This window comes from Lentzea terrae (genome assembly GCF_003265345.1).
Taxonomy (GTDB): Bacteria; Actinomycetota; Actinomycetes; order Mycobacteriales; family Pseudonocardiaceae; genus Lentzea; species Lentzea terrae.
The window spans coordinates 434,907-457,892 of sequence record NZ_QFWW01000008.1; the positions used below are offsets into that span (position 1 = coordinate 434,907).

17 protein-coding genes and 3 pseudogenes are annotated in these 22,986 nt (G+C 67.4%); 13 read left to right on the plus strand and 7 right to left on the minus strand.

Features of this window, described 5'->3' with window-relative positions:
* On the plus strand, positions 1-574 hold a 574-nt coding region (locus DI276_RS16165; protein ID WP_232836690.1), incomplete at its 5' end, for an RICIN domain-containing protein.
* 262 nt (positions 575-836) lie between these two features.
* On the opposite strand, the gene DI276_RS16170 is transcribed toward DI276_RS16165, so the two are convergent.
* From DI276_RS16170 to DI276_RS50910, 3 genes and pseudogenes are all read right to left on the minus strand, one after another.
* Positions 837-3,710 carry a glycosyl hydrolase family 95 catalytic domain-containing protein gene (locus DI276_RS16170; protein WP_112264149.1) on the minus strand — a complete coding sequence of 958 codons (2,874 nt, stop codon included), beginning with the start codon at positions 3,708-3,710 and terminating at the stop codon, positions 837-839.
* Between the two features lie 10 nt (positions 3,711-3,720).
* Positions 3,721-3,906 (minus strand): annotated as a pseudogene (locus DI276_RS52980) (ricin-type beta-trefoil lectin domain protein); the annotation flags it as partial.
* Between the two features lie 141 nt (positions 3,907-4,047).
* Complete coding sequence (locus tag DI276_RS50910) at positions 4,048-4,275, minus strand: hypothetical protein (RefSeq protein WP_198680665.1); 228 nt, start codon at positions 4,273-4,275, stop codon at positions 4,048-4,050.
* A gap of 248 nt (positions 4,276-4,523) precedes the next feature.
* On the opposite strand from DI276_RS50910, the gene DI276_RS53395 reads away from it, so the two are divergent.
* From DI276_RS53395 to DI276_RS49940, 4 genes and pseudogenes are all read left to right on the plus strand, one after another.
* Entirely contained in the window at positions 4,524-4,913 is a 390-nt protein-coding gene (locus DI276_RS53395) for a transposase (protein WP_408610540.1), read from the plus strand.
* A 196-nt stretch (positions 4,914-5,109) separates the two neighbouring features.
* Positions 5,110-5,399 (plus strand): annotated as a pseudogene (locus DI276_RS16185) (DUF4360 domain-containing protein).
* 98 nt (positions 5,400-5,497) lie between these two features.
* Positions 5,498-6,124: a DUF4360 domain-containing protein gene (locus tag DI276_RS16190; protein ID WP_112264151.1), complete on the plus strand. Its 627-nt coding sequence runs from the start codon at positions 5,498-5,500 to the stop codon at positions 6,122-6,124.
* 39 nt (positions 6,125-6,163) lie between these two features.
* Positions 6,164-6,400, plus strand: coding sequence for a hypothetical protein (locus DI276_RS49940; protein ID WP_157984744.1), 237 nt, complete (start codon positions 6,164-6,166; stop codon positions 6,398-6,400).
* Between the two features lie 264 nt (positions 6,401-6,664).
* On the opposite strand, the gene DI276_RS16200 is transcribed toward DI276_RS49940, so the two are convergent.
* Positions 6,665-7,093 carry a hypothetical protein gene (locus tag DI276_RS16200; RefSeq protein WP_157984745.1) on the minus strand — a complete coding sequence of 143 codons (429 nt, stop codon included), beginning with the start codon at positions 7,091-7,093 and terminating at the stop codon, positions 6,665-6,667.
* A gap of 785 nt (positions 7,094-7,878) precedes the next feature.
* Here DI276_RS16200 and DI276_RS16210 point away from each other — a divergent pair.
* The 5 genes from DI276_RS16210 (at position 7,879) to DI276_RS16230 (ending at position 15,993) form a co-directional block, all read left to right on the plus strand.
* Positions 7,879-10,125, plus strand: a complete 2,247-nt coding sequence (locus DI276_RS16210; RefSeq protein WP_232836692.1) for an ATP-binding protein — start codon at positions 7,879-7,881, stop codon at positions 10,123-10,125.
* Between the two features lie 1,205 nt (positions 10,126-11,330).
* Positions 11,331-12,596, plus strand: a complete 1,266-nt coding sequence (locus tag DI276_RS16215; protein WP_112264153.1) for an ABC transporter substrate-binding protein — start codon at positions 11,331-11,333, stop codon at positions 12,594-12,596.
* Positions 12,593-13,552 carry a carbohydrate ABC transporter permease gene (locus DI276_RS16220; protein ID WP_232836693.1) on the plus strand — a complete coding sequence of 320 codons (960 nt, stop codon included), beginning with the start codon at positions 12,593-12,595 and terminating at the stop codon, positions 13,550-13,552. The genes DI276_RS16215 and DI276_RS16220 overlap by 4 nt, the downstream gene beginning before the upstream one ends.
* Positions 13,549-14,400, plus strand: coding sequence for a carbohydrate ABC transporter permease (locus DI276_RS16225; RefSeq protein ID WP_112264154.1), 852 nt, complete (start codon positions 13,549-13,551; stop codon positions 14,398-14,400). Before DI276_RS16220 ends, DI276_RS16225 begins: the two co-directional genes overlap by 4 nt.
* A 24-nt stretch (positions 14,401-14,424) precedes the next feature.
* Positions 14,425-15,993, plus strand: coding sequence for a glycoside hydrolase family 43 protein (locus DI276_RS16230; RefSeq protein ID WP_112264155.1), 1,569 nt, complete (start codon positions 14,425-14,427; stop codon positions 15,991-15,993).
* A 1,218-nt stretch (positions 15,994-17,211) separates the two neighbouring features.
* Here the strand turns inward: DI276_RS16230 and DI276_RS16240 are convergent.
* The 3 genes and pseudogenes from DI276_RS16240 to DI276_RS16250 all read right to left on the minus strand — a co-directional run.
* On the minus strand, positions 17,212-17,421 hold the full coding sequence (locus tag DI276_RS16240) for a hypothetical protein (protein ID WP_112264156.1): 210 nt from the start codon (positions 17,419-17,421) through the stop codon (positions 17,212-17,214).
* Between the two features lie 86 nt (positions 17,422-17,507).
* Positions 17,508-18,491, minus strand: coding sequence for a GNAT family N-acetyltransferase (locus DI276_RS16245; RefSeq protein WP_112264157.1), 984 nt, complete (start codon positions 18,489-18,491; stop codon positions 17,508-17,510).
* Positions 18,492-18,533: 42 nt separating this feature from the next.
* Positions 18,534-18,950 (minus strand): annotated as a pseudogene (locus DI276_RS16250) (transposase); the annotation flags it as partial.
* A 339-nt stretch (positions 18,951-19,289) separates the two neighbouring features.
* Here DI276_RS16250 and DI276_RS52055 point away from each other — a divergent pair.
* The 3 genes from DI276_RS52055 to DI276_RS16260 all read left to right on the plus strand — a co-directional run bounded on the left by DI276_RS52055 (position 19,290) and on the right by DI276_RS16260 (position 22,457).
* Complete coding sequence (locus tag DI276_RS52055; protein WP_157984746.1) at positions 19,290-20,162, plus strand: hypothetical protein; 873 nt, start codon at positions 19,290-19,292, stop codon at positions 20,160-20,162.
* On the plus strand, positions 20,162-20,482 hold the full coding sequence (locus DI276_RS52060; RefSeq protein WP_157984747.1) for an ATP-binding cassette domain-containing protein: 321 nt from the start codon (positions 20,162-20,164) through the stop codon (positions 20,480-20,482). Before DI276_RS52055 ends, DI276_RS52060 begins: the two co-directional genes overlap by 1 nt.
* Positions 20,483-20,639: 157 nt before the next feature.
* Positions 20,640-22,457 carry an ABC transporter ATP-binding protein gene (locus DI276_RS16260; protein WP_232836694.1) on the plus strand — a complete coding sequence of 606 codons (1,818 nt, stop codon included), beginning with the start codon at positions 20,640-20,642 and terminating at the stop codon, positions 22,455-22,457.
* Positions 22,458-22,986 lie beyond the last annotated feature (529 nt).

Genomic DNA, 22,986 nt, shown 5'->3' on the forward strand with positions numbered 1-22,986 from the left:
CACCATCCCGCTGGGTTCGCGCGTGAACCAGCCCGTGTCCTTCACGACCCCCGCCAGCGGCTCACGGGTGTACCTCGTCCTGTCCACCAGCAAGTCCGGCGTCACCACGTTCACCGACGCCGCCGAGTACTTCACCCTGGGCGCCGGCCAGGGTCCCACGCCGGGCAAGTACCGCATCGTCAACCGCAACAGCGGCAAGCCGCTGGCCATCGCGGGCAACTCCACCGCCGACGGTGCCAAAGCCGTGCAGCAGAACGGAAACGCGACCTGGACCATCAGCGCCGGGCAGAACGGATCCTTCACCCTGCGCTACGACGCGACCGGCAAGGTGCTCGACGTCAACGGTTCTTCTTCCACCACGGGCCTGCAGCTGCAGCAGTGGACCGCGAACAGCGGCACCAACCAGCAGTGGTTCCTGCGGTCGGCGGCTGACGGGTTCTTCACGATCGTCAACGTCGGCAACGGTCTCGTGGCGGACGTCTACGGAGCGTCCACAAGCGACGGTGCCCAAGTCGTGCAATGGACCGCTAACGGTGGTGCCAACCAGCAATGGCAACTCTTGCCGCAGAACTGAAGGAACCGCACGGGGAAACCCGCTACGGTGACGCGTTCGACGCCGTCTTCGAGGCAGAGGAACTGCGTGTGATTGCGACGACGCCGCGAGCTCCCCGGATGAATGCGCATGTCGTCCACCACTTCGCACCCGGATCCTCGCTGGGGTGATCAACGAGTATCGGTATGCGGCGTGAGCTGCAGCGATGATTTTCGAGCGGCAAAGGCCGGCTGGTGTCTGCCGCGCATGTCCCGTCTCCTGGCGAGAAACCAGGGCGATCGGGTCATCCGTCGATGATCTGCCACTGCTGGTTGGTCCCCGTGTTGGCGGGCCACTCGATCACGCGGGCACCGTCGCTCGTCGAGCCGCCGTCCACGTCCGCGCACAGACCGGTGCGCACGTTGACGAGCCGGTAGTAGCCGTCACCGGTGTCGGTGAGCTTCCACCACTGGTTGTCGCTGTTGGTGTCCTGCCACTGGTCCAGCTGGGTGCCCTGGCCGGCTCCGCTCGGGCTCTCGAGCAGCCGGCCGCTGTTGCGGTTCACCAGGCGGACCGAACCGTCCGGATTGGACAGAAGCTGCCACTGCTGGTTGGCACCGCCGGACCAGGTCCACTGGACGACCTTGACACCGTCGGCCGTTCCGTTTCCGGTGACGTCGAGAACCTTGCCGCTGCGCCGGTTGACCAGTCGCACGTACCCGCGCTGCAGCGCGACGGTGACATCGACGCGCCGGCCTGCCGTCAGGGACAAGACTCTGGCGTACGGCCCCAGCGGCGACACGGTGACGGGCGCGGAGGTGGTCACGGACGTCATGCCGCGGCGGCTGATCAGCGTGACGTCCTGGTCGATCGCCGACGTCACGGACAGCGTGGCCGTGCGGGCGGACAGGTCCCAGCTGAGGTTGTGGACCCGGATCTGGCCACGCGCCCGTACGCCGGTGATCGAGCCCTTGGCCAGTTGCCCGGGCAGGGCCGGGAGGATCTCCAGCACGCCGGGCCGGGAGTAGAGCAACGCCTCGGCCAGCACACCGGGTATCGCGTGGGCGGCGTCGGCGTTGTAGGTCTCCAGGTTCGGGTTGTGCGAGGTCATCAGCGACCGGAAGACCATGTTGTTGCCGATGATCTTGCGGAGGTTGGCGTAGACCTTCCCGCCGTCCTTGAGCCGGGTGGCGGCCAGCGCCCGGTGCAGGCTCCCGTGGGCGGAGAGGTTCTCGTCGCCGCGCAGCTCCAGTGCCCGCAACGCGGGTGCGACCAGGTCGGGCCGGGTCTCGGGATTGATCTCGTGCAGTGGCCAGGCCCCGTACAGGTGGTGGACGTGCCGGTGGTTGTAGTTGTCGTTCAGGCTCGGCCAAGACCACTCCGCCAGGGCGTTGTCCCCGTTGATCCGGTACGCGGGCAGTTTCCCGAGCAACGCCGTCCAGCGCTGGACGCCCTGGCCGCTGCCCTGCTCCACGCCGAGTGTGTTGGCCGCGGCGATGGCGGCCTGGAGCGCGTGCTTGCCGGCCATGATGTCGCCGGTCGCGTTGACGGAGAACAACACGCGGGTGTTGCCGGGCGCGTTCTCCATCGAGAACGACGGTACGAACACGACTTTGCCGCTCGCGTCGGTTCGGGTCAGGAAGTCCTCGTAGAATAGCGCCAGTTCCATGAGCGCGGGCCCCAGCTTGTCCCGCAGGAACGCCTGGTCGCCGGTGACCTCCCAGTACTCGACGAGCGGGTAGAGCAGCCAGTCGGCGCCGCCGGTCCAGGTCTGGCCGGGGAAGCCGGCATCGAAGTGGAGCATGTGCCCGTACTCGCCGTCGGTACGGGACGGGGCGAGGAAACCACGGGCGCCGTAGAGGTTCCGCGCGTTGGTGCGCCACTGGGCGAGTTGGCCGAGGACGAGGGTGAAGTAGCCCTGCATGGCCTCAGGGGTGTCCAGGATGTTGCCGCCGGCGACCTGGAGGTTGATGTTGGCGTCGGTGGTGAAGTCGTCGGCCCAGGCGCCGGTCCACGTGCCGGTCCAGATCCCCGTCAGCCGCGGCGGCAGGATCCCGCTGGAGCTGATGAACAGGTACCGCCCCGAGTCGTAGAGGCGCTCCAGCAGCGCGATGTCGATGACGCTCTTGTTGTTGTTCTGCCTGGCGATCAGCTGGCTGACCGACAGGCTCCGGTCGGCGGCCGAGACGTTGAGGTCCAGCCGCGAGCGGTCGTACCAGGCGGTGTGGACCGCGGTGTGCCGTGCACGCAACGCGGTGTAGTCGGTGTCGACCGCGGCCAGCGCCGCGTGCAGCGGCTGGGAGTCCCACGCGTTCGGCGTCTCGTACCGGTCGAGCTTGGTGAGCAGCAACAGCCGCGTCGCCCTGGACACGACGATGGTGGTCCCGCTGGCGGAGACGGTGCCTCCGGTCGCGACAACGCGCGTGACGCCCTCGTAGCCGAACGCGCCCTGTCCGGCGGGATAGGTGCCGCGCAGGTTCAGGTAGCCGGAACCGTTGCTGACCGCGGCGCGGGTCGCGAAGCCCACGTTGCCGGGCACTCCGTCCAACGCGGTGTGCACGCTCAGGGTCGCATCGATCGTCCGGCCGGGCGCCGGCGTCAGTTCGTGGACGATCACCCGGTCGGCGCGGGAGACGAACGCTCGGCGGGTCCACGTGCCGTAGCTGTCGGTCCAGCTGGTGGTGACCTCGCCGGTGCGGAAGTCGGTCACGCGGCCGTAGTCGTTGGCCGTGGTCACGTCCGGCGTGGCGATCCGCAGCTCGTACGCCGGGTGGTAGGTCTGGGTCCAGCGCAGCGACCAGCCGGCCGCGAAGTCCCGGTTCGCACCGGCGTAGTCACCGGCGAGCGCCTTGTCCCGGACACTTTGCAGACGTCCCGAAATCACCGGCGGGATCAGCGATCGGGAACCGTTGGGCAGCACGAGGCGGTGGTAGTTGAGGATCACCTTCTCCAGCGTCGGCGCTCCGTACAGCGTGGCGCCGTACTCACCGTTGCCGGTCAGGAAACCGTCCGTCCAGGACGTGGCCGGACTGGTGTCGTGGATACCCCGCTCGGGCAGGGTGATCTGCGGCGGTACGGCCGCCGCCGCAGTACCGGACAGCCACCCACCGGGTAGGGCTGAGGCCCCGGTCAGCGCGGCGGCGGTGAGGAAACGCCTGCGGTCGATGGGCAGGTCCATCACGCAACTCCTATCCCAGGGTCCATCGCTGGTTGCTGCCGCCGTTGCACGTCCACAGCTGCACCAGCGCACTGTCGGCCGTGGACCCTCCGGTGACGTCGAGGCACAGTCCTGACTGGACACCGATCACCGAGCCGCCGGAGTTGCGCAGCCACTGCTGGTTCGTCTGGCCGTTGCAGGACCAGAGGATCCGTTTGTGAGAGGACACCATCCAGCCCTCCCGGCCGAGCGCGTCCTGATCGACCGCGATCACCCGCGTGTTGGTGAGAATGGAGACCGTGGTGGCGCTGGCGTTCGGGATGTTGTTGCCGGCGATCAGTGGTGCGGCCATCTGGGCTCACAGGCTGAACTGGGTCCGGTCCTCGGTCGCGGACATGCCGTTGCCGATCTCGAGCATGTCCGGGTCGTTCCACCCGCCGGATCCCGCGTAGCTCGCGAGGCCGACGTTGGCGTGGAAGATGTTGAGCATGCTGTTGTAGTTCGCCGCGATGTCACCGGTGGTGCGCCAGCTGTTGCCCATACCCGCGTCCCAGGTCCACACGTTGTCCTGGCCCCAGTGGCGCAATTCAGTCGACGACGCAGAAAAGAGACTTTCGTCTTCTGCTGACGTCGAAAGCGTGCTGGACTGCACATGCGGACCCCATCATCGTTGACGGCGAGCACGAACAGCGCAACAGCGACCGATCCGGTCTGTGCGCGAATCGGAACACACTGTTATGTGAACGCTAACACAGTCTGCGATCGACGCCAAGGCACCTGCTGGCAAGATGAGTTCTTGATCGTTTCGAAACTACGGGTTGCTCATTAGTGAGCGTGCTCATCGATCTTTCGCAGACACCCTCGTACCGATGCGCAATTAGTCCATTAAGGACTTGGCTGCGTCGCGACGGGCGGGAGTCGGATCCGAAGCCGGTGATCCGCCGACTGGCCGAGCAGTTCGAGGTGCGCCACGAGGCACTGCGTAACTGGATCCGGCAGGACGAGGCCGACCGCAGCGAGCGCGACGACCGGCCCATGACCAGCGAGTCGGAGGAGTGGCACTACAACGAGCACCGCACCCACCGATCACTCGTCGGCGTCGACGGGGGTCCTACGAGGGCAACGCCAAGATCAAACTCGGGCCGAGTACCGGGCCAGGGTCCACTGTGGTCGTCCAAACAGAACTGGACATCACCGGGAAGCTGGCCCAGTTCGGCCGCGTGAGGGGCCCTGCTGAGGGTGCTCTACCTCGCCGGCATTCCGGGACGCATCTTCCAGCTCGTCTGGAGGTGGAACGAGCGTCGCGTTGGCGCGGATCGTCAGGTAATCGCAAGGTGACCGGCGCGTTCGCGATCCCCGTTATCGGGTTGGGTACAAACGCTGCCGCCTCCCAGATGCCCGAAAGGCTGGACCACGTTGCATGTCACGGGTCAATGGATCCGGGTGCTCCGCCGGCACGGCCGCGGTCGCCGCGGCCGACGACAACACGGCGTTCACCGTGACCTGCAGCAGTTTCTCGCCCAGGCCGACTACCGCGGTTTCGGGCACCTCGCGGCGGGCGTGCGCGGGGAGGAACAGGCGAACTACTGCTTCGCCGGCCACCCCGAGACGGCCTCGAAGAGCCACACCTTCCACGGCCCTGTCAGCGACAACTGGCAGGCCACCGACAAGACGGCGGTGGCCTCGATCGTCCACGCGCCGTGTGGCTAGCGCAGGCTGTTCAACATCAACACCGACCTGCGTGTGATCACGAATCACACCGACTTCTCCGCCGTCGCCGAGCGCCCGAGCAGGAAGGAGAGCGTCGAATGAGCAACACGATCGCGGCCGCCGTCATGGCGATGTCCACCGTCGTCGTCCCGTCGGCCGAGAGGCCGCCGCCCGGTGAGGTCACCATCGAGGTGGTCACGGTCAACGGGTCCGGCTGCCGGGCGGGCACGGTCTCGCTGTCGGTGGCGCAGGACAACTCGGCCTTCTACGCGCTCTACAGCGACTACCTCGCCGCGGTCGGTGTCGGTACCAGGCCTACAGACTTCCGGAAGAACTGCCAGCTCGTCCTTCAGGTGAACGCGCCGGCGGACTTCACCTTCGCCATCCACCAGGTCGACCACACCGGCTTCGCCCACCTCGAAATCGGCGCTACCGGCACGGAGAGAAGCAACCACTACTTCCAGGGCATGACGACACCGGGGTACTGGACTCATACTTTCAAGGGCCCGCTGAACGACGACTGGCTGGCCTCGGACAGGTCCGATCTCCCGGTGGAGCCCCCATACCGGCCGTGCCACGAGAAAAGGTACCTGTACGTGAACACCGAGCTGCGGGTCAGCGCGGGCACGTCGGATCCGAAGACCACGACGAGCTACATGGCGATGGACTCGATCGACAATTTCTTCGGCACCGTCCACCACTTCGCCTGGAAGCGTTGCAAGTAAGGGAGAAGTGACGGTGGGAGGTTCGGCGATCCACGGGCCATGGCTCTGACCGGCGCCCACTGTCACACCCTGCTCGCTGCGACCGGCTTCACCAGCAAGACGCTGCTGCTTCGCAGTGAGTCAGCCAAGGACGCAGAGCTTCTGTTGCTGCGGCACGAGAACGCCGTGCTTCGTCGGCAGTTGACCGGGCCGGGTAGCGTCGGCGCCTCGACGGTCTGGGGAGATGTTGAACCGCGCGCGCATCGATCCGGCTCCGCGATCTGGCGGGGTTTCTGACCGCGCAGGCTGAGGGCATCATCGCGGCGGACTTCCTCCACATCGACACCGTGCTCGGCCAACGTCTGTACGCGCTGGCGTTTCTCGAACACTGCACCGGGCGCCTGCACATCACCGGCGTCACCGCGCATCCGACACGTGACTGGACGGTGCGGCAGGCGAGGAACCGCGCGCTTCCCGGATGAACGCGCACTGCGAACGGATCATGGAGTATCGCCACGCGCCTTGAACTGCTGCATGTACGTGTTTTCGGCACGCACAGGTTCAGTGTGGCGGCTCGACGCCGTCGGTCCGTTCGAGGTCCGAGATCCACAGCGCGAGCGCCGCCTGTGCGTCCCGCAGGGTGCGTGCCGGCTCGCCGAGTCCGCGCAACGCCAGCCGCCGCTGTTCGAGCCTGGGGCTCCGGAACTTCGGAAAGGCGAGCTTGAGGCACGTGTCGATCATCTCGGCGTGGTAGTGCAGCAGCTCAGTCAATCGGAACTCGAGCGACGCGCGGTCGGCGTCGCCGATGAGGTCCATCGCCCACCCGTGCAGCCGGCAGTAGTCGGACGCGACCCGGCCGCCCCGGCGGGCCACCTGCGCCGGGACGTCGCCAGGCTGCGCGCAGGCGCCGATGATCTCCTCGGCGGCGGGCTGGAGTGCGACCGCACAGGTGGCCACCTCCAGCAGCGACCGCAGTGCAACCAGACGCACGGCGGCGGAATCCTTGGCACCTGCCACCTTCGCGCCCCGCCGCGGTCGACGCCCTGGAATCCGCATGTGATCCACCAGCCTCGATGAGCCAGCCCAGAAGCATCCAGTATGAACCGCCGCGAGGCGTGCCGCGAGGTGCCAGAGTGCGGATGGGCTTCCGGACGGTCAGGGGTCGCGCGGACGCCAGCGACGGTCACGAATTGGTAGGGGCAGCTATCAGCGGCTGCGGTCAGCACGTCTCCCGGCCGCCGACCCCGCAGGAACTCACTGTTCGCGATCCCGGCGACCTCGATTTCGGCCTGCTCGCCCGGCTGACCTCGTTGCGGCAGCTCAGAGTTGTGCACGGCGGATCCGTTCGTCTCAGTGCCCTCGCACGCTGAGGAGCCGGATGCGGCGGTGTGCGTGTTCGATCACGGCCAGCACGGACATTCGTGCGCCGGTGACTGTGACTGTTTCGAAGAAGAGGCTGCTACAGGTTCGTACTCGTTGATCAGCCCACCGCGGACTCGCTGGCGACGTATGGATCTCAGCCCGGCTGTGCGATCGGGTCGTGGTGGCGTGTGGTGCCGCGCTCGATGTGGTCGACGGTGGTTGTAGTGGAACACATAGCGGTCCAGATGTTGGATCACCACTTGATTCCAGGCCGTGTATGAGGTGGATACGTCTTTGCAGGGCGGTTCGGGCGGTCGGGTGAATCTCGGAGGTACCGACCAGTGTGCCGGTGACGTGGTGGAACGCTGGTATCCCACCAGTCAGTGACCGAACAAGGGAGGGGTCCTCCGTTCGTGACACCCGAGTTGGACCAGCCCGACGACCGTGACGCCGAGCCCTCCGACAGAGACGGGCCTGGCGTGCGCAACAGGGTTCACGATGTTGTGGGTGCGGTGGTGCAAGCCGGGACGGTGCACGGTGACGTGCACCTGCACGCGGCACCTGTGGCACATGCGCCGGTGGTGCCACGCCAGCTGCCCGCCGCGCCGGCGCACTTCGCGGGACGGGCGGCGGAGCTGGCTAGGTTGGACCGGGCACTGACCGCCACCACGCCGTCCGTGCGGGGACCGGCCCGCTCCAACGTGCCCGTCGACGTGCCCGTCGGGGGTGCGACTGTGGTGGTCTCAGCGATCGGCGGGGCCGGGGGAATTGGCAAAACTTGGACGGTCCTGGCGTGGGCGCACCGTCACCTGGACCGCTTCCCCGATGGGCAGCTGTTCGTGGACCTGCACGGGTTCAGTCCCGCCGTCGAACCGATGACCCCTGCTGCGGCGGTGCGCGGGTTCCTCGACGCCCTGGGAGTCGACCCCGGCCGGATCCCGCCGGACCTGGATGCGCAGGCCGCGCTGTACCGGAGCCTGATCGCGGATCGGCGGATGCTGGTGGTGCTGGACAACGCCGCCGCCACCGAACAGGTCGTCCCGTTGCTGCCGAGCAGCCCTGCCTGCACCGTGCTGATCACCGCCCGCACCAGGCTGGCATCGCTGATCGACCGGCACAGCGCCCAACATCTGCAACTGGATGTGCTCGCCCGCGCCGAGGCACGTGCCCTGCTGACCGCACGCCTGGGCACCGGCCGTGTCGCCGCGGAACCAGGCGCGGTCGACGAACTGATCGAGTTGTGCGGGGGCTATCCGCTGGCCTTGTCGATCGCCGCCCGCAACGCCGCCATCCGCCCCGCCCTCCCACTCGCCGAGATCTCCGCAGAGCTGCGTGACCTGGGCCTGGAGATGCTCGACCACGACACCGACCCCGCCGCCAGCCTGCCCGCGGTCCTCTCGTGGTCGCTGCGCCGGCTCACCGACGAGCAGCGCACCGTGTTCGGGTTGCTGGGCATCGTCCCCGGCCCGGACACCACCCTGCCCGCCGTGGTCGCCCTCACCGCCCTGTCTCCAGCTCGCGCACGCAGGGTGCTGGTCGCGCTGGAGGAGGCGTCGCTGCTCGAACGGCGGCCGAATGGCCGGTACGCGATGCACGACCTGGTCCGTGCCTACGCCGCCACCACGGCCCGCGATCTGCCCGGCGACGAGCGGAGGACAGCACTGCGGCGGGTGGTCGACTTCTACCGGCACACCGCCCACACCGCCGACCAACTCCTGAACCCGCACCGCCACCCCCAGCAGTTCGACCCGCCCGAACCCAGCAGCCGCCCCCACCCGCTGCCCGACATCCCGACAGCGCTGGCCTGGCTCGACAGCGAACACCCCTGCTTGCTGGCCGCCCAGCACACCGCCACCATCCACCAGTGGCATCAAGCCGTGTGGCACCTGGCCTGGGCCCTGACCACCTTCCACCTCCGGCGAGGACACCGCCACAATCGGCTCGCCGTCTGGCAGGCCGGACTCGCCGCCGCCCAACAGGTCGACGATCCCGCCGTCCACACCCTGGCCCACCGGCACATCGGTATCGCCTACGCCCGCCTGGGACGGCGCGACGAGGCGATCAGACACCTGCACCAGGCCCTTGTGCTGGCGGAACGCCACCACGACCACGCCAACCAGGCCCACGCCCACCGGATGCTCTCGCGCGCGTGGGGATTGTGGGGAGACGAGCGGCGGGCACTGGGGCACGCCGCCCACGCCCTGGGCATCTTCCGCTCCCTCGACACCCCGGTGTGGGAAGCCTGGGCGCTCAACGAGATGAGCTGGTGCGCCGCCCGACTCGGCGATCACGAGCAGGCCCGCGACCACTGCCAGGCCGCGCTAGCCCTGTACCGCCGTCATCCCGACGCCCACGGTGAGGCGGCCACCTGGGACTGCCTCGGCTACATCGATCACCACACCGGCCGTCACGAGCAGGCCATCCACCACTACCAGCAGTCCCTCACCCTGTACCGAGACCTCGGAAACACATATGAACTCGCCAACGGCCTCGACGGACTGGGTCATCCGCACGCGGCCTTGGGCCAGTACGACGAGGCCCGCGCGGTGTGGGGCGCGGCGCTGGGGCTCTACCGGAAACAAGGCCGCGACACCGACGCCGAGCGGGTGCAACGGCACCTCGACGACCTCGGCACGCGCCATGGATGTGGGACTGAGTAGAAAATAGTCCTCGTGGTAGCCGACTTCGTTGGTGATCATGTGCCAGGTAGCGGTGAGGATGCAGTGGTCGACGGCGACGAGGGCTCGTTTCTTGCCGTGGCGGTCGGCCAGTTGCCGGTAGCGGGTGTGCAGGTAGGTGTGGTTGGTGCGGGCGGCCGCGGAGGCGGCTTCCCCGAGGGTGCCGTGCAGCCTGTGGGGTGCCAGAACTCCGTACTCACCCGCTGAGGTGCGGTGATCAGGTTCTGCAGTCCTGAGGGCATGATCGTTGCGTCGAGGCCATCGCCGTGCGCGGTTGGATTGGGCTGATCGAGCGCTACCTCGCTGAGTTCCGCGAGTACCTTGCGGCAAACCCCGACCTGCTGGCCTCGATTCGCTCACTGCTGAACGCCTTCGTGCGTGTCGGCTGGCCTGAGGGAGTCGCGCTCACATACCGGCTCGGAGACGCCTTTCGCTGACTCGACCGATGAACGGCGGACCACGGCGCCGAAGCAGCTGAAAACACAGGTGTCTCCTCGACGACGGGTGCTGGACGGAACCGGAAGGCGCATCGGCTGTTCTTGTTCCGATCGCCTCCGTGCTTGCGCGATCAGGTCCGGGAGGAAGCAGTTGGGAAGTCGCTTCCGGGTGAGGACTTTGGTCCCGGTGGCGGCGCAGAACAGAACGGCGAGGCCTCCTGACGCCATCACCGGCTGGAGACGGCTGAACGTGCGGATGATCGCGACCTGAACCAGGATCCAGCCGACGAGGAGCGTCCTGGCGGCGGCGGCAAATATCCATTGTGGACGGTTCGCTCCGCACAATCAGGCCGCCGAACTTCCACGTCCCTGTCCCGATCGCTCACGGACAGCAGATGCAACAGCGCAAAGCTTTGAGCTGCATGGACCGGGTAGTCAGCAGCCCCAACGTCGACCAGGCCGTCACCGCTAAAGGGTTTGGAAACTTTTAGCTAGTTCGCGTTCACAAAGTTTGTGGCAGAGGTCCACTGTGGACCATTTTATGGTTGGGCGATTGCAGGTAGCACAACGGTTCTTGACGACCCCTGTGGCGCCGCTTACTGTCGTGAGCGCTAACAATCGCGGTTGAGACGAAAAGTTTCGACCGTGCGGTGAGGCAGGAGTTCGACCCGATTCACGCGATCGCCCGCTTTCGGTGGCCCACCGCGCGGTGGCGGTGCCACTTGTTCTCGCACACCTTGGAGAAACGTCGTGAAACTCCGCTCACCCCTGCTCAGCGCCGCTGCGGCCCTGGCCCTCCTCACTGCCTGCACACCCGGCACTGGAGGCGGAGGGGGAGGCGACGGCAAGTCCTTCGAGTTCTGGTCGTTCTCCGCCATAAACCAGAAGCTGACCGTCGACGCGTACCAGGCGAAGCGCCCAGACATCCAGATCAAGCTGACCGAGGTGGGCACCTCCACGGAGACTGCCCAGTCGCTGACCACTGCGCTGGCCGGCGGCAAGGTGCCGGACCTGGTGCTCATCCAGGGCGACAACCTGCCGCAGTTCGTGCAGCAGCCGCAGAACTTCGTGGACTTGCGGACGTTGGGCGCCGACGACGTCAAGGGCGACTACCTGGACTGGGTGTGGCGGCAGAGCGTCGCCAAGGACGGCGAGGTGCTGGGCGTGCCCACCGACGTGGGCGGGATGGCCGTGGCGTACCGGACCGACCTGTTCGCCGCCGCCGGGCTGCCCACCGACCGAGCCGCGGTGAGCGCGCTGTGGCCGACGTGGGACGCGTTCATCGAGACGGGCAAGCGCTACAAGCAGGCCACCGGCAAGGCGTTCACCGACAACGCGGCCACCAGCGTGTTCTACCAGGCGGTCAACCAGGTGTCGGAGAAGTACTACAGCGCGGACCGCAAGCTGGTCTACAGCACCAACCCGCAGGTGAAGGCCGCGTTCGACCTCGGCATCAAGGCGGCGACCGCCGGGATCACCTCCGGGCAGTCCTCGTTCGAGAGCGCGTGGAGCGCCGGCATGGCGCAGGGCCAGTACGCGGCCGTGTCCGCGCCGTCGTGGATGCTCAACAGCATCCGGAGCACTGCGCCCGACACCAAGGGCAAGTGGGACATCGCGAAGATCCCTGGCGGCTCCGGCAACTGGGGCGGCAGCTACCTGGCCATCCCCAAGCGCGCGAAGAACCCGCAGGCGGCCTGGGAGTACATCAAGGAGATGCAGTCGCCGCAGGGCCAGCTGGAGCACTTCGCCCGGGTCGGCGCGCTGCCCTCGACGCCCGCGGTCTACCAGGACTCGAAGCTCACCGACGCGAAGGACCCGTTCTTCTCCGACGCGCCGACCGGCAAGATCTACACCGACTCGCTGCTCGGCCTCAAGCCGTTCTACATCGGCCCCGACAGCGCGGCCATCGGCCAGGAGTTCCTCAACGCCATCACCAACGTCGAGCAGAGCGGCGGCAACCCGGCCACGGCGTGGGACGACGCGTTGCGCAACATCAAGACCGCCATCGGCGAGTGACCGCCGTGACCGCCACGCTCTCCCAGGCCTCCAGGGCCGCGCCACCTCCTCCCAGGACCAAGAAGATCGCGGGTGTGGGCGAGCGCCTGTCGGCGTACGCCTACATCGCCCCGTTCTTCGTGATCTTCGGCGTGTTCGGGCTGTTCCCGTTCGCCTTCACGTTCTACGTGGCCCTGTTCGACTGGAACCCCATCGGCGACCAGGTGTTCATCGGGTTCGACAACTTCGTCCGGATGTTCGGCGATCCGCGGTTCTGGAACGCCGCCGGCAACACGGTGAGCATCTGGGCGCTGTCCACCGTGCCGCAGCTGCTGCTCGCCCTGGTGCTGGCGCACGTGCTCAACCACGCCCGGCTGCGGTTCGCGCTGTTCTTCCGGATGTCGGTGCTGGTCCCGTACATCACCTCGGTGGCGGCCACGGCGATCGTGTTCGTGCAGCTGTTCGACCGCGACTACGGCCTGTTCAACTGGCTGCTCGGGCTGGTCGGCGTAGAGCCAATCGACTTCGTGCAGTCCACTTGGGGCAGTCACCTGCTGATCGCGACCATGGTGATGTGGCGGTGGTTCGGCTACACCACGCTGCTCTACCTGGCCTCGCTCCAGTCGGTGCCCCGCTCGGTGTTCGAGGCGGCGGCCATCGACGGCGCGGGCCCGTGGCAGCGCTTCCGCCACATCACCGTGCCCTCGCTGCGCGCGGTGATCATCTTCACCGTGGTCACCTCGACCATCGGCGGCCTGCAGATCTTCACCGAGCCACTGCTGATCGCCACGGGCGCGCCACTCACGTGCGGGGCGGTGCGGCAGTGCCAGACGCTGACGCTGTTCCTCTACGAACAGGGCTTCGGGCAGTTCGAGTTCGGCTACGGCTCGGCGGTCGGCGTCGCGCTGTTCGTCATGGTCGTGGCGATCGCTGCACTCAACTACCTGCTGTCCACCCGGATCAAGGCGGACCGATGACGACCACCACCGCCCCGCGCCGTCGGCGCCTCGACCGGGTCCGCTGGTGGACCTACCTGCTGCTGGGCGTCGCCACCGTCGTGTGCCTGTTCCCGCTGTACTGGATGTTCATCGTGGCCACGACGGACACCGCGACCGCGACGCGGATGCCGCCGGAGGTCGTGCCCGGCGGCAACTTCCTCCACCTCGCGGGCCTGGTCATGGACACGGTGCCGTTCGTGCAGTCGCTGCTCAACAGCCTGGTCGTGGCCACCTCGATCGGGATCGGCCAGGCGGTGCTGTGCGCGCTGGCCGGTTTCGCGTTCGCGAAGCTGCGCTTCCCCGGCCGCAACGCGCTGTTCCTGGTGGTGGTGCTGACGATGACCGTGCCGACGCAGCTCTCGGTCATCCCGCAGTACCTGATCATGTCCGAGCTGGGCTGGGTCGACACGCTGCAGGCGCTCGTCGTGCCCGGCCTGGCGAGTGCGTTCGGCATCTTCTGGATGCGCCAGCACATCTCGGCCACCATCAGCGACGAGCTGATGCAGGCGGCCCGCATCGACGGCGCGAGCACCGGGCAGGTGTTCTGGCGCATCGTGTTCCCGATCGTGCGGCCGGCCGCGTTCGTCCTGGGCCTGTTCGGGTTCGTCACCGCGTGGAACGACTTCCTGTGGCCGTTCATCGTGCTCAAGTCACCCGAGCGCTACACCGCCCAGATCGCCATCAAGGCGCTGCAGAACAGCTACGACGTCGACCTCGGCCTGGCCATGTCCGGCTCGTTCCTGGCCACCATCCCGCTGGTCGTGCTGTTCGTCCTGGTCGGCCGCCGCATGGTCGCCGGAATCCTCGAAGGCGCCTTCAAGGGCTGAAGCCCTCGCACAACAAGGAAAACCATGAACTCACCGAACTCCGGCGCGTCGTTCTACGACAACCCCGTGATCCCCGGGTTCCACCCCGACCCCAGTGTGTGCCGGGTCGGCGAGGACTACTACCTGGTGTGCTCCAGCTTCGAGTACTTCCCAGGCGTGCCGATCTTCCACAGCCGCGACCTGGTGCACTGGCGGCAGATCGGCAACGTCCTCGACCGCCCGGCACAGTTGCCGCTGCCGGCCGACGCGATGGCGTCCGACGGCATTTACGCCCCCACGATCCGGCACCACGGCGGCCGGTTCTGGATGATCACCACGAACGTCTCGCAGGGCGGCAACTTCGTCGTCACCGCCGAACGGCCCGAAGGCCCCTGGTCGGACCCGGTGTGGCTGAGCCTGCCCGGCATCGACCCCGACCTGGCCTGGGACGACGACGGCAACTGCTGGTGCGCCTTCGCCGGCGCCGACGGCCCCAGCTTCTCCGGCGTGCAGATCGCCCGCATCGACCCCGAAAGCGGGAAGGTGCTGGAGGACCCGTTCCCCGCCTGGGCCGGCACCGGGTTGCAGTGGCCGGAGGCGCCCCACCTGTACCGCGTCGGCGAGTGGTGGTACCTGCTGATCGCCGAGGGCGGCACCGAACGCGGCCACACCGTGGCCATGGCGCGCGCCCGTTCGCCGCGCGGTCCGTGGGAGTCGGCGCCGGCCAACCCGATCCTGTCGCACCGCAGCACCGACCACCCGGTCCAGAGCACCGGCCACGCCGACCTGGTCACCACACCGGACGGCGAGTGGTGGATGGTCCTGCTGGCCACCCGCCCGGCTGGCTACAGCCCCAAGTTCCACGTCTTGGGCCGGGAAACGTTCCTCACCCCCGTCCAGTGGGAGGACGGCTGGCCGCGCGTCGGCCCCGTCAACCTCAGGGAGCGGGCGCCGGGCGTCCTGCGACCGCAGGAGCCGGCACCGCAGCGCGACGACTTCGACGCGTCGGAGTTGGAACCCCGGCTGATCTCGCCGCGGTCGCGCCCGGACGGCTCGTGGTCGTTGACCGAGCGGCAGGGGTGGCTCGCCCTGCACGCCACCGGCGGCACGCTGGACCAGCCGGGCTGCACCTTCGTCGGCCGCCGCCAGCAGCACCCCGAGAGCCGGACCGCGGTGCTGCTGGACCACAGCGCCGGTCGCGCCGGCCTGTCGGTGCGCCTGGACGAGGGCCACCACTACGACCTGGAGGTGGTCGACGGACAGGCGAGCGTGATCGCCCGCATCGGACCCCTGCGCCAGGTCGTGGCCACCCGCACCGTGCCGGCCGGCCCGGTGGCCCTCGTGATCACCACCAGGTCCGCCCGGAAGTGGTCGGTGGGGGAGGAGAGGCTGTCGGGCCTGCACGTCGCCGCACCCGACTTCGTCGCCTTCCACGTCGGCACGGACCCCGAGCCGCTGGCCGAGCTCGACGGCAGGTACCTGTCCACGGAGGTCGCCACCGGCTTCACCGGCCGGGTGATCGGCATGTACGTCACCGAGGGCACCGCGTGGTTCGACTGGTTTGACCACGGGAGCATCGCGGTGGAATCCGGTCAGCGAGTGGGAGGTGCCTGAACGGATCGCGCACGAACCACTCGTGGATGACGAGACGTTCGTCGCGGTGCAGGGGTTGCGAGTGGCGAAGCCTGCCAAGGCGAGGTCCGGAGCTACGTGCTTTCGGGGCTCGTCGTATGCGGGGCTTTGTGGCCGGCGGATGGACGGGCACTGGGTACATGGGTGACGCGGGTTTCCGCTGTGAGTTAAGAATGTTGGCACGATCCTGTTCAGGTTGTTACCTCGTTCGCACTGGCTTTGAAGCGGGCGGCCAGTCAGACGCTTTCCATCGCTGATGATCCACGAATCTGGACAGGACGGAGAACCAGGACCGATGCGCAGGGCTTGTAGCGGACTGGATCGCTCATTGCCGGCGAAGCGCAAGTACGAGCACTCGGACAGCAACCTCCGTATCGCCCTGTACAGCAGAGGCACAATCGCCCGGCCATGCTCTCGAGACGGTGTCATCGTCGATCTACTGCGGACGACGACTTTCGAGCGGCACAGGTGTTGGGCGGCCCAGGCCAGTGCGGTGAGGGCGAGTGCCATGTAGACGGCGAGGTAGCCGAAGGCGACTGCGGCCGAGGCGATGGCGTAAAGCAGTCCGGCGATCGTGCTGGCGATGACGTGCCGCCGGCTTGGACCACAGTCCGACAGTGACCGCGTTCCCGACGGTGCCGATCAGGGAGGACAGCACCGTGATGCGTCAGTGGTCAATCGGCTGAGCGGAAGCGGTTGGCGGATCAGCACATCCGCGACGGCGGAGGGATCGGCAGTGTAATTCTCTTCGAGGCGCGGCTGGGTTCAGGCGGCCGCGCACTGCGGCCTCGATGTCGCGGCGGGCACCGGGAGCCAGTCCGTTCTCCGAGGTGGCGAGCTCGAGCCCGTAGTGCAGGAGGACCTTGCTGAGTTCTGGGTGTCTCCGGTGCAGGCGCCTGGTCAGCCGCGATCGTGAAGGCGCTGGGAATCGAGCCGGGCGCAGCGCAGCCTGTGCGTTCTGTTCTCGTGGATCCGCCGCACCGCACCAAGCCGATCGCCGTGTTGCCGAGTCCTCTCGGCCCTGGTGGCGAAGACACGGGTGCCCCGATGGCGCTTCCAGTCAACCTCGCCGCGTTCTCGGCTGATCTCCACTTGCTGGTCGAAACTCTGCTGGCGCGGACGTTCCCGAAGCGGCCTACAGCGCGCACGTGCTGTCGACGAGCACGCGGTTGCGTTGATCCAGCGGGCGTTGCCCGGTAGTCAGGCCGTCACGAACGTCCACATCGAGGGACCGGCCGGCCTCGAAGAGATCGACGGTGTCGTCGTGTTCGACGATGTAGTGATCGTCATCGAGGGCAAGGGAGTCCCGCTCAGGGTCGCCGCCCTGCGCGGCAGGGTGGACAGATCGTCGAACAGTTGCGCGATCTGGTCGCCGAGGGCGCCAGGCAGTAGGACCGCGATCAGCGGCATGTCCTGTCGGGTGCTCCGGCGAGGTTCTTCGACGCGAGGAATTGTCAAATCCTGTGGACTGACCGGACAGTCAAATGACCGGTTGATCAAGCAAGCGGCTTGCGGTAACGGACGTACTCGTTCTGCCGCCGGAACCCCACACTCTCGTAAAGATCGTAGGACCGGTGCGGATTTGCCGTGCCCGTGAACAGCCGCGCAGTCGTTGCACCCTGCTCGCGAAGACTTCGCAGCCCATCCAGCAGCAGGACCCGGCCGATTCCCAGGCGTCGGTGGTCCGTCCGGACACTCAACTCTTCGACCTCGCCCACGGTGTGGTGGTGACGGCGGATGGAGCAGAGGGCGACGCCGACCATGTCCTGCTCGTTCCATGCCGCTCTCCAGCATGCCGGGTCAGCGGTGTCGACGAAGTCCTGGAAAGTCCATTTTCGAGTGGGGCTGGTATCCGCATACGAATCGACGACCGTCCTCCAGGCGGCACGGTAGTGGCTTGTCCCGATCGGCCCCGTCCGTATCCCGGCCGGCAGTTCGCTGCCCGGCTCGGGCAACTGCCGGAGATCGCCCAGCTTCAGCTCGACCAGGCTGAAGACACGTCGGTAGTCGGCTGCGAGCAGTAGCGCCGTGGCGTCCTGTTCGGAGGCCATGGCGTTCGCGCCGATCACTGCCGTGCGGGCCGTTCCATGCTGTTTGGCGAGCTGGCGGATCCGCTCTTCGCCCCAGCTCAGCATGGCTGAGCCGATGCCCTGACGGCGATGTTCGGGTAAGAGGTAGCCGCGGTGCAGGTACAGCCACGTGTCGTCCCGCTCCTGCCACCACCGGATCGTCGAGTAGCCGACCACGCTCCCGTCGTGCACCACCAGGATCTGGTTCTTGGACGGCTCCTCCAGCTTGGCAGAGGCTTCGGCGATCTCAGCCGCTGTCGGGAGCCCTTCCACAACCGAATGGGCGTCGATCCGGTCCCGTTCAGCACATCCCAGCCGCACCACGGCCATGGGGCCGTGGTCTTCGTCGCCGCGATACGGCCGGAACCCGAAGCCCACCGGAAGGACTTGTCCTGGCGCGTCATCCGACATGGTCGGATGATCTCGAACTTTGAGGAAGGTCCGCCACCCTATTCATGCCGCAGTCATCCGTGGCCGTTCAACGAGCTGGCCGCGTTCGAAGCGGGCTCCGGCGCGGACGAGGGCGACGAGATGGGGTGCGTTCACGGCCCGCCACCGATGCTGGGCGGACTCGACGAGCTTGAACACCATGGCCAAGGCGGCGGCCGCGCTGCCGGCGCCCTTGGTGACCTTCGTGCACAGGCGGACGGTGGCGAACGTGGACTCGATGGGGTTCGTCGTGCGCAGATGGATCCAATGCGCGGCGGGGAAGTCGTAGTACGCCAGCAGTTCGTCCACGTCGTCGGTGAGCTTCTTGACGGCCTTGGCCCATTTCTCGCCGTAGGTCTTCTCAAACGCCGCGACCGCTGCGAGTGCGTGGTCGCGGTCCTCGGCGTTGTAGATCTCCTGCAGGGCCTTCTTCGCTCCCGGTGGTGTGGCAGCAGTTCGCCGAACTGGACAAGCGGCTGGAGTCGATGGCTCCCTGGGAGAAAGTCCAGAACTACGCGATCTTCTACCCGCGTCTCGTCGGGGATGACCAGCAGGAGCTGGAGACCGGCGGCAACGCCTCGTCGGTCGCGGAGGCACGCCGCCTGTACCCGGTCCTCGAAGAGGCGGGCGCGCTCTACATCGACTCCGTCAACTATCAGGCCGGCGCGCCGAACGACCCGTCGTCGCCCTGGCCGGCGCCGCCGATCCGGGTGAACACCAACTACCTCGAGCAGTACCCGATCGTGGACGACTCAGGAAAGCAGATCACCGTCGCGGACGATGAACAGGCATGGATCGTCGCCGTGCCCGGAACAGTTCAAGGCGCGAGAAGCCCAGCTCAAAGAGCTGTTCCAGAGGATGCGAGCTGGGGGACAGGGAATCACCGGCGCCGCGCAGGCGGAGGCACGAATAGTCGGGGTGAAGGCGCCCGAGCGGTTCGTCAACCAGGAGATCCGCATTATCTGGACGGCTTCGGGGCAGAAGGTGTTCGGCTTCGACCCCAAGGTCAACCCCGATCACGGGAACATGATCACCGATCCCGTGATCGAGGTCATGACGCCTGCGAACAGCTTGACGGTGGACCGGCTGAACGCCATCACCGGTGGTCTGGACACCGCGTTGAAGGTTCGCGTCGACGGCGATCCCGCGGCCGTGCTGGCCGACCTCGGCCCGCTGTTGCGGGAGCTCAAACTCAACGACAACCTGCGACACCTGGTGAGCGTGCACGACGCCATCGGCGCACAGATCAGCGAGTTGCGCAGCGGCCTGACCCAGGCCATCGCGTTCGCCGCAGGCGCGCTGCTCGTCATGATCGTGTTGAACGCGGTGATAGTGGTCATCGGTTCCGATCGGCTGCGCAGGCGCCTCACCGTGCGCAGGCTCCACGGCATCGGGTTCATCCGGTCCTACCGGGAGCTGCTTTTCCTGCTGGGTGGGACATGGCTGGTTCAGAGCCTCATCGCCGCCGCTGCGGTCGTGTTTCTCGGACGGCAGACGATGTCGGTGCCCGGCATCGAGGTGAACCCGTACGCCCAGTTGCCCAAACTACTCGCCGTGGCTCTCGTGTCGTTGGTGGTCGAGGCTCTGCTCGTAATCGTGGTTGCGCGCATAGTGGAGCGCCGGAACGCGGTCAAGCGATTGAAGGAGCTGTAGTGGCGGAATTCTGTTGCGAACTCCTGGAAGTGCGCAAGCAATACGGCAGCCGCAAGGTCCTGGACGGCTTTGACCTCCGCGTCGAGGCCGGCGAGTTCATCGCGATCACCGGTGCGAGTGGGAAAGGGAAGTCCACAGTCCTCAACCTGGTCGGGTTGCTGGACGCCCCTGACTCCGGTGAGGTCCGGTTGCTCGGCAACAAGGCGCCAGGGCCGCACACTCTCGCCGCGAACCGCCTTCGCCGTTCACACCTGGGGTACCTGTTCCAGAACTCACGAGTACGAACCTGTGGCAGCCTGATGCGCGGATCAGACGGATGAGGCCGTGCTTTGGTGCCCCCACAACGACTCGGATCGCGGCGCCGCCACCTCGCAGAGATCGCGACCGCATCGTCGCGAGTCACTCCGCCGGCCGTGTCCACGCGGCGATATTCGATCGCTGCCATCCGCCCCTCTGCGGCAGCATGAGGAAGCCGAGGTGTCCGGAGGGGGGCGGATGGTCGTGCCAGGTTCGGAAAGGCCCGTCCGCAAGAACGCGGTGCCGCTCGCCCTGCGCTTGTACGGAAAGGAACTGCGGCGCCACGGATTCATCACCGCGGGCGCACTCGTGTTGCCCGCGCTGGGCGTCACGTGTCAGCTCTACCTCGCGCCGTTGGCGGTGGGCGGGCTCGTGGGAAGGCTTGCGGGCGGTGGCGGCACAAGCCTCGGCTCCGTCCTGCCGTACGTGCTGGCGTTCGCCGGTTTCATGCTGCTCTCGGAACTGTTGTGGCGCATCGGCCTGCACTGCCTCAACCGCGTGGACGGCCGCGGGATCGAGAACCTGTCCGCCCTCGCGATGGATGAACTGCTGGGGAAGGACGCGGCGTTCTTCCACGACAACTTCGCCGGGTCGCTCACCAAACGGGTGCTGAGTTTCGCGTTCCGCTTCGAGGACTTCGTGGACACGCTGGCGTTCAAGATCTTCGCCAACCTCATCCCGCTGGGTTTCGCCTGCGTCGTGCTGTGGACCTACCACCCGGTGCTCGTCGCGGTGCTGCTCGGCCTCATCCTGGTCACGGGATGTGTGGTTGCGCCGCTCATCCGCCAACGCCAGCGGCTGGTCGACGAGCGCGAGGCCGCCATCGCCCAGGTGTCCGGCCACGTCTCGGACACGCTGACGAACATGGAGACGGTGCGGGCGTTCGCCGCCGAGCGGCGCGAGGGCGCGGAGCACCGGACCCGTGCCGCCAAGCAGCGAACGCTGGCACTGCGGTCGTGGGACTACAACAACCTGCGCATCGACACCGTGATCGCACCGCTGTCCGTGCTCACCAACGTGCTCGGCCTCGTGGTCGCGATCGGGGTCAGTGATGGGCTCGGCGTGGAGGCGATCGTCGTGACGTTCGCCTACTTCGGGAACGCGACGCGGATCATGTTCGAGTTCAACCAGATCTACCGGCAGGTGGAGAGTGCGCTCACCGAGGCAGCTCAGTTCACCGAACTGCTGCTCGACCCGCCGGTCGTGCTCGACCCGGTGCACCCGGAACCGTTGCGGGTGAAGGACTCCCAGGTCCGGTTCGAGAACGTGGTGTTCACGCACGGCGGCGGTGAGCCGCTGTTCGACGGGCTCGACCTGGACATCCCGGCGGGCACGCGGATAGGGCTCGTCGGCCGCTCCGGCGGCGGCAAGACCACGCTCACCCGCTTGCTTCTGCGGCTGATGGACGTCGATCGGGGCCGCGTCCTCATCGGCGGTCAGGACATCGCCCGCCTGAGTCAGGCCGACCTGCGCGGCCTGATCGGGTACGTGCCCCAGGACCCGGCCATGTTCCACCGGACGCTGCGCGAGAACATCGCGTTCGCACGGCCAGGCGCGACGGACGCCGAGATCTACCGTGCCGCGCATGCCGCGCACGTGACGGAGTTCGCGGACGCGCTGCCCGACGGGTTCGACACGATGGTCGGCGAACGCGGCATCAAACTGTCCGGCGGACAGCGGCAGCGGGTCGCGCTGGCCCGGGCGATCCTGCGTGACGCGCCGATCCTGCTGCTGGACGAGGCGACCAGTGCGCTGGACTCGGAGAGCGAGGTGCTGGTCCAAGAGGCGCTGTGGCGGCTCATGGAGGGCCGCACCGCGATCGTCGTGGCACACCGGCTGAGCACGGTCGTGCGGATGGATCGGCTGATCGTGCTCGACCGGGGCCGGATCGTCGAACAGGGCACCCACGCGGAACTGCTCGACGTGGGCGGGACGTACGCGAAGCTGTGGCGCCACCAGTCCGGTGGCTTCCTCGACGAGGCGGTCGGTACTCGTTGATCAGTCCTCGCGGACTGATCAACGAGTACGAACCCACGCGCCTGGTGCACAGGTCAGGCTGCAGCGGCCGTGTTTTGACACCCACAGCGAGGCGAGGACGCGGAGTCCTGCCGCAGGTCGGCGGCGTCAGGGTGGTGCCGCGCTTGGAGAGTGCCCGCCGCAGCGCGTTGCTCGGGCCGCAGCATCCTGTTCCGCCTCGTGGATGTCGGCCAGCCGGCCGAGCGTGGCTGCTTCCTGTGGACGGCGAGGCGTGCGCCTGCTCGGAGTGCAGGTCCAGCCGGTTGGCCTGCCAGATGTGCCACAGCTCCCGATCAGCGGCAGCTTCACCGCCGAGCCGGAAGCCCGTGACGTCCAAGCGTTCATCCAGGCTGTCTACGACGAGCTGGGGCCTGTTGATGACCACCAGACCGACAAGACCGTCTCGGCGGAGTCATCCACGAGTATCGCCACGCCGCGAGGAACGTCCGCAACGCTTCCTTTCGCCACCATGCGACGTCCCCGATCAATCAACTCCCTGGAGGTTGTCGAC

What these genes read in the sequence shown, in the direction of transcription:
- DI276_RS16170 (WP_112264149.1), bottom strand. Translation starts at nt 3,710, where the DNA reads ATGGACCTGCCCATCGACCGCAGGCGTTTCCTCACCGCCGCCGCGCTG.
- DI276_RS16190 (WP_112264151.1), top strand. Translation starts at nt 5,498, where the DNA reads ATGAGCAACACGATCGCGGCCGCCGTCATGGCGATGTCCACCGTCGTC.
- DI276_RS49940 (WP_157984744.1), top strand. Translation starts at nt 6,164, where the DNA reads ATGGCTCTGACCGGCGCCCACTGTCACACCCTGCTCGCTGCGACCGGC.
- DI276_RS16225 (WP_112264154.1), top strand. Translation starts at nt 13,549, where the DNA reads ATGACGACCACCACCGCCCCGCGCCGTCGGCGCCTCGACCGGGTCCGC.
- DI276_RS16230 (WP_112264155.1), top strand. Translation starts at nt 14,425, where the DNA reads ATGAACTCACCGAACTCCGGCGCGTCGTTCTACGACAACCCCGTGATC.
- DI276_RS16240 (WP_112264156.1), bottom strand. Translation starts at nt 17,421, where the DNA reads ATGCCGCTGATCGCGGTCCTACTGCCTGGCGCCCTCGGCGACCAGATC.
- DI276_RS16245 (WP_112264157.1), bottom strand. Translation starts at nt 18,491, where the DNA reads ATGTCGGATGACGCGCCAGGACAAGTCCTTCCGGTGGGCTTCGGGTTC.
- DI276_RS52055 (WP_157984746.1), top strand. Translation starts at nt 19,290, where the DNA reads ATGAACAGGCATGGATCGTCGCCGTGCCCGGAACAGTTCAAGGCGCGA.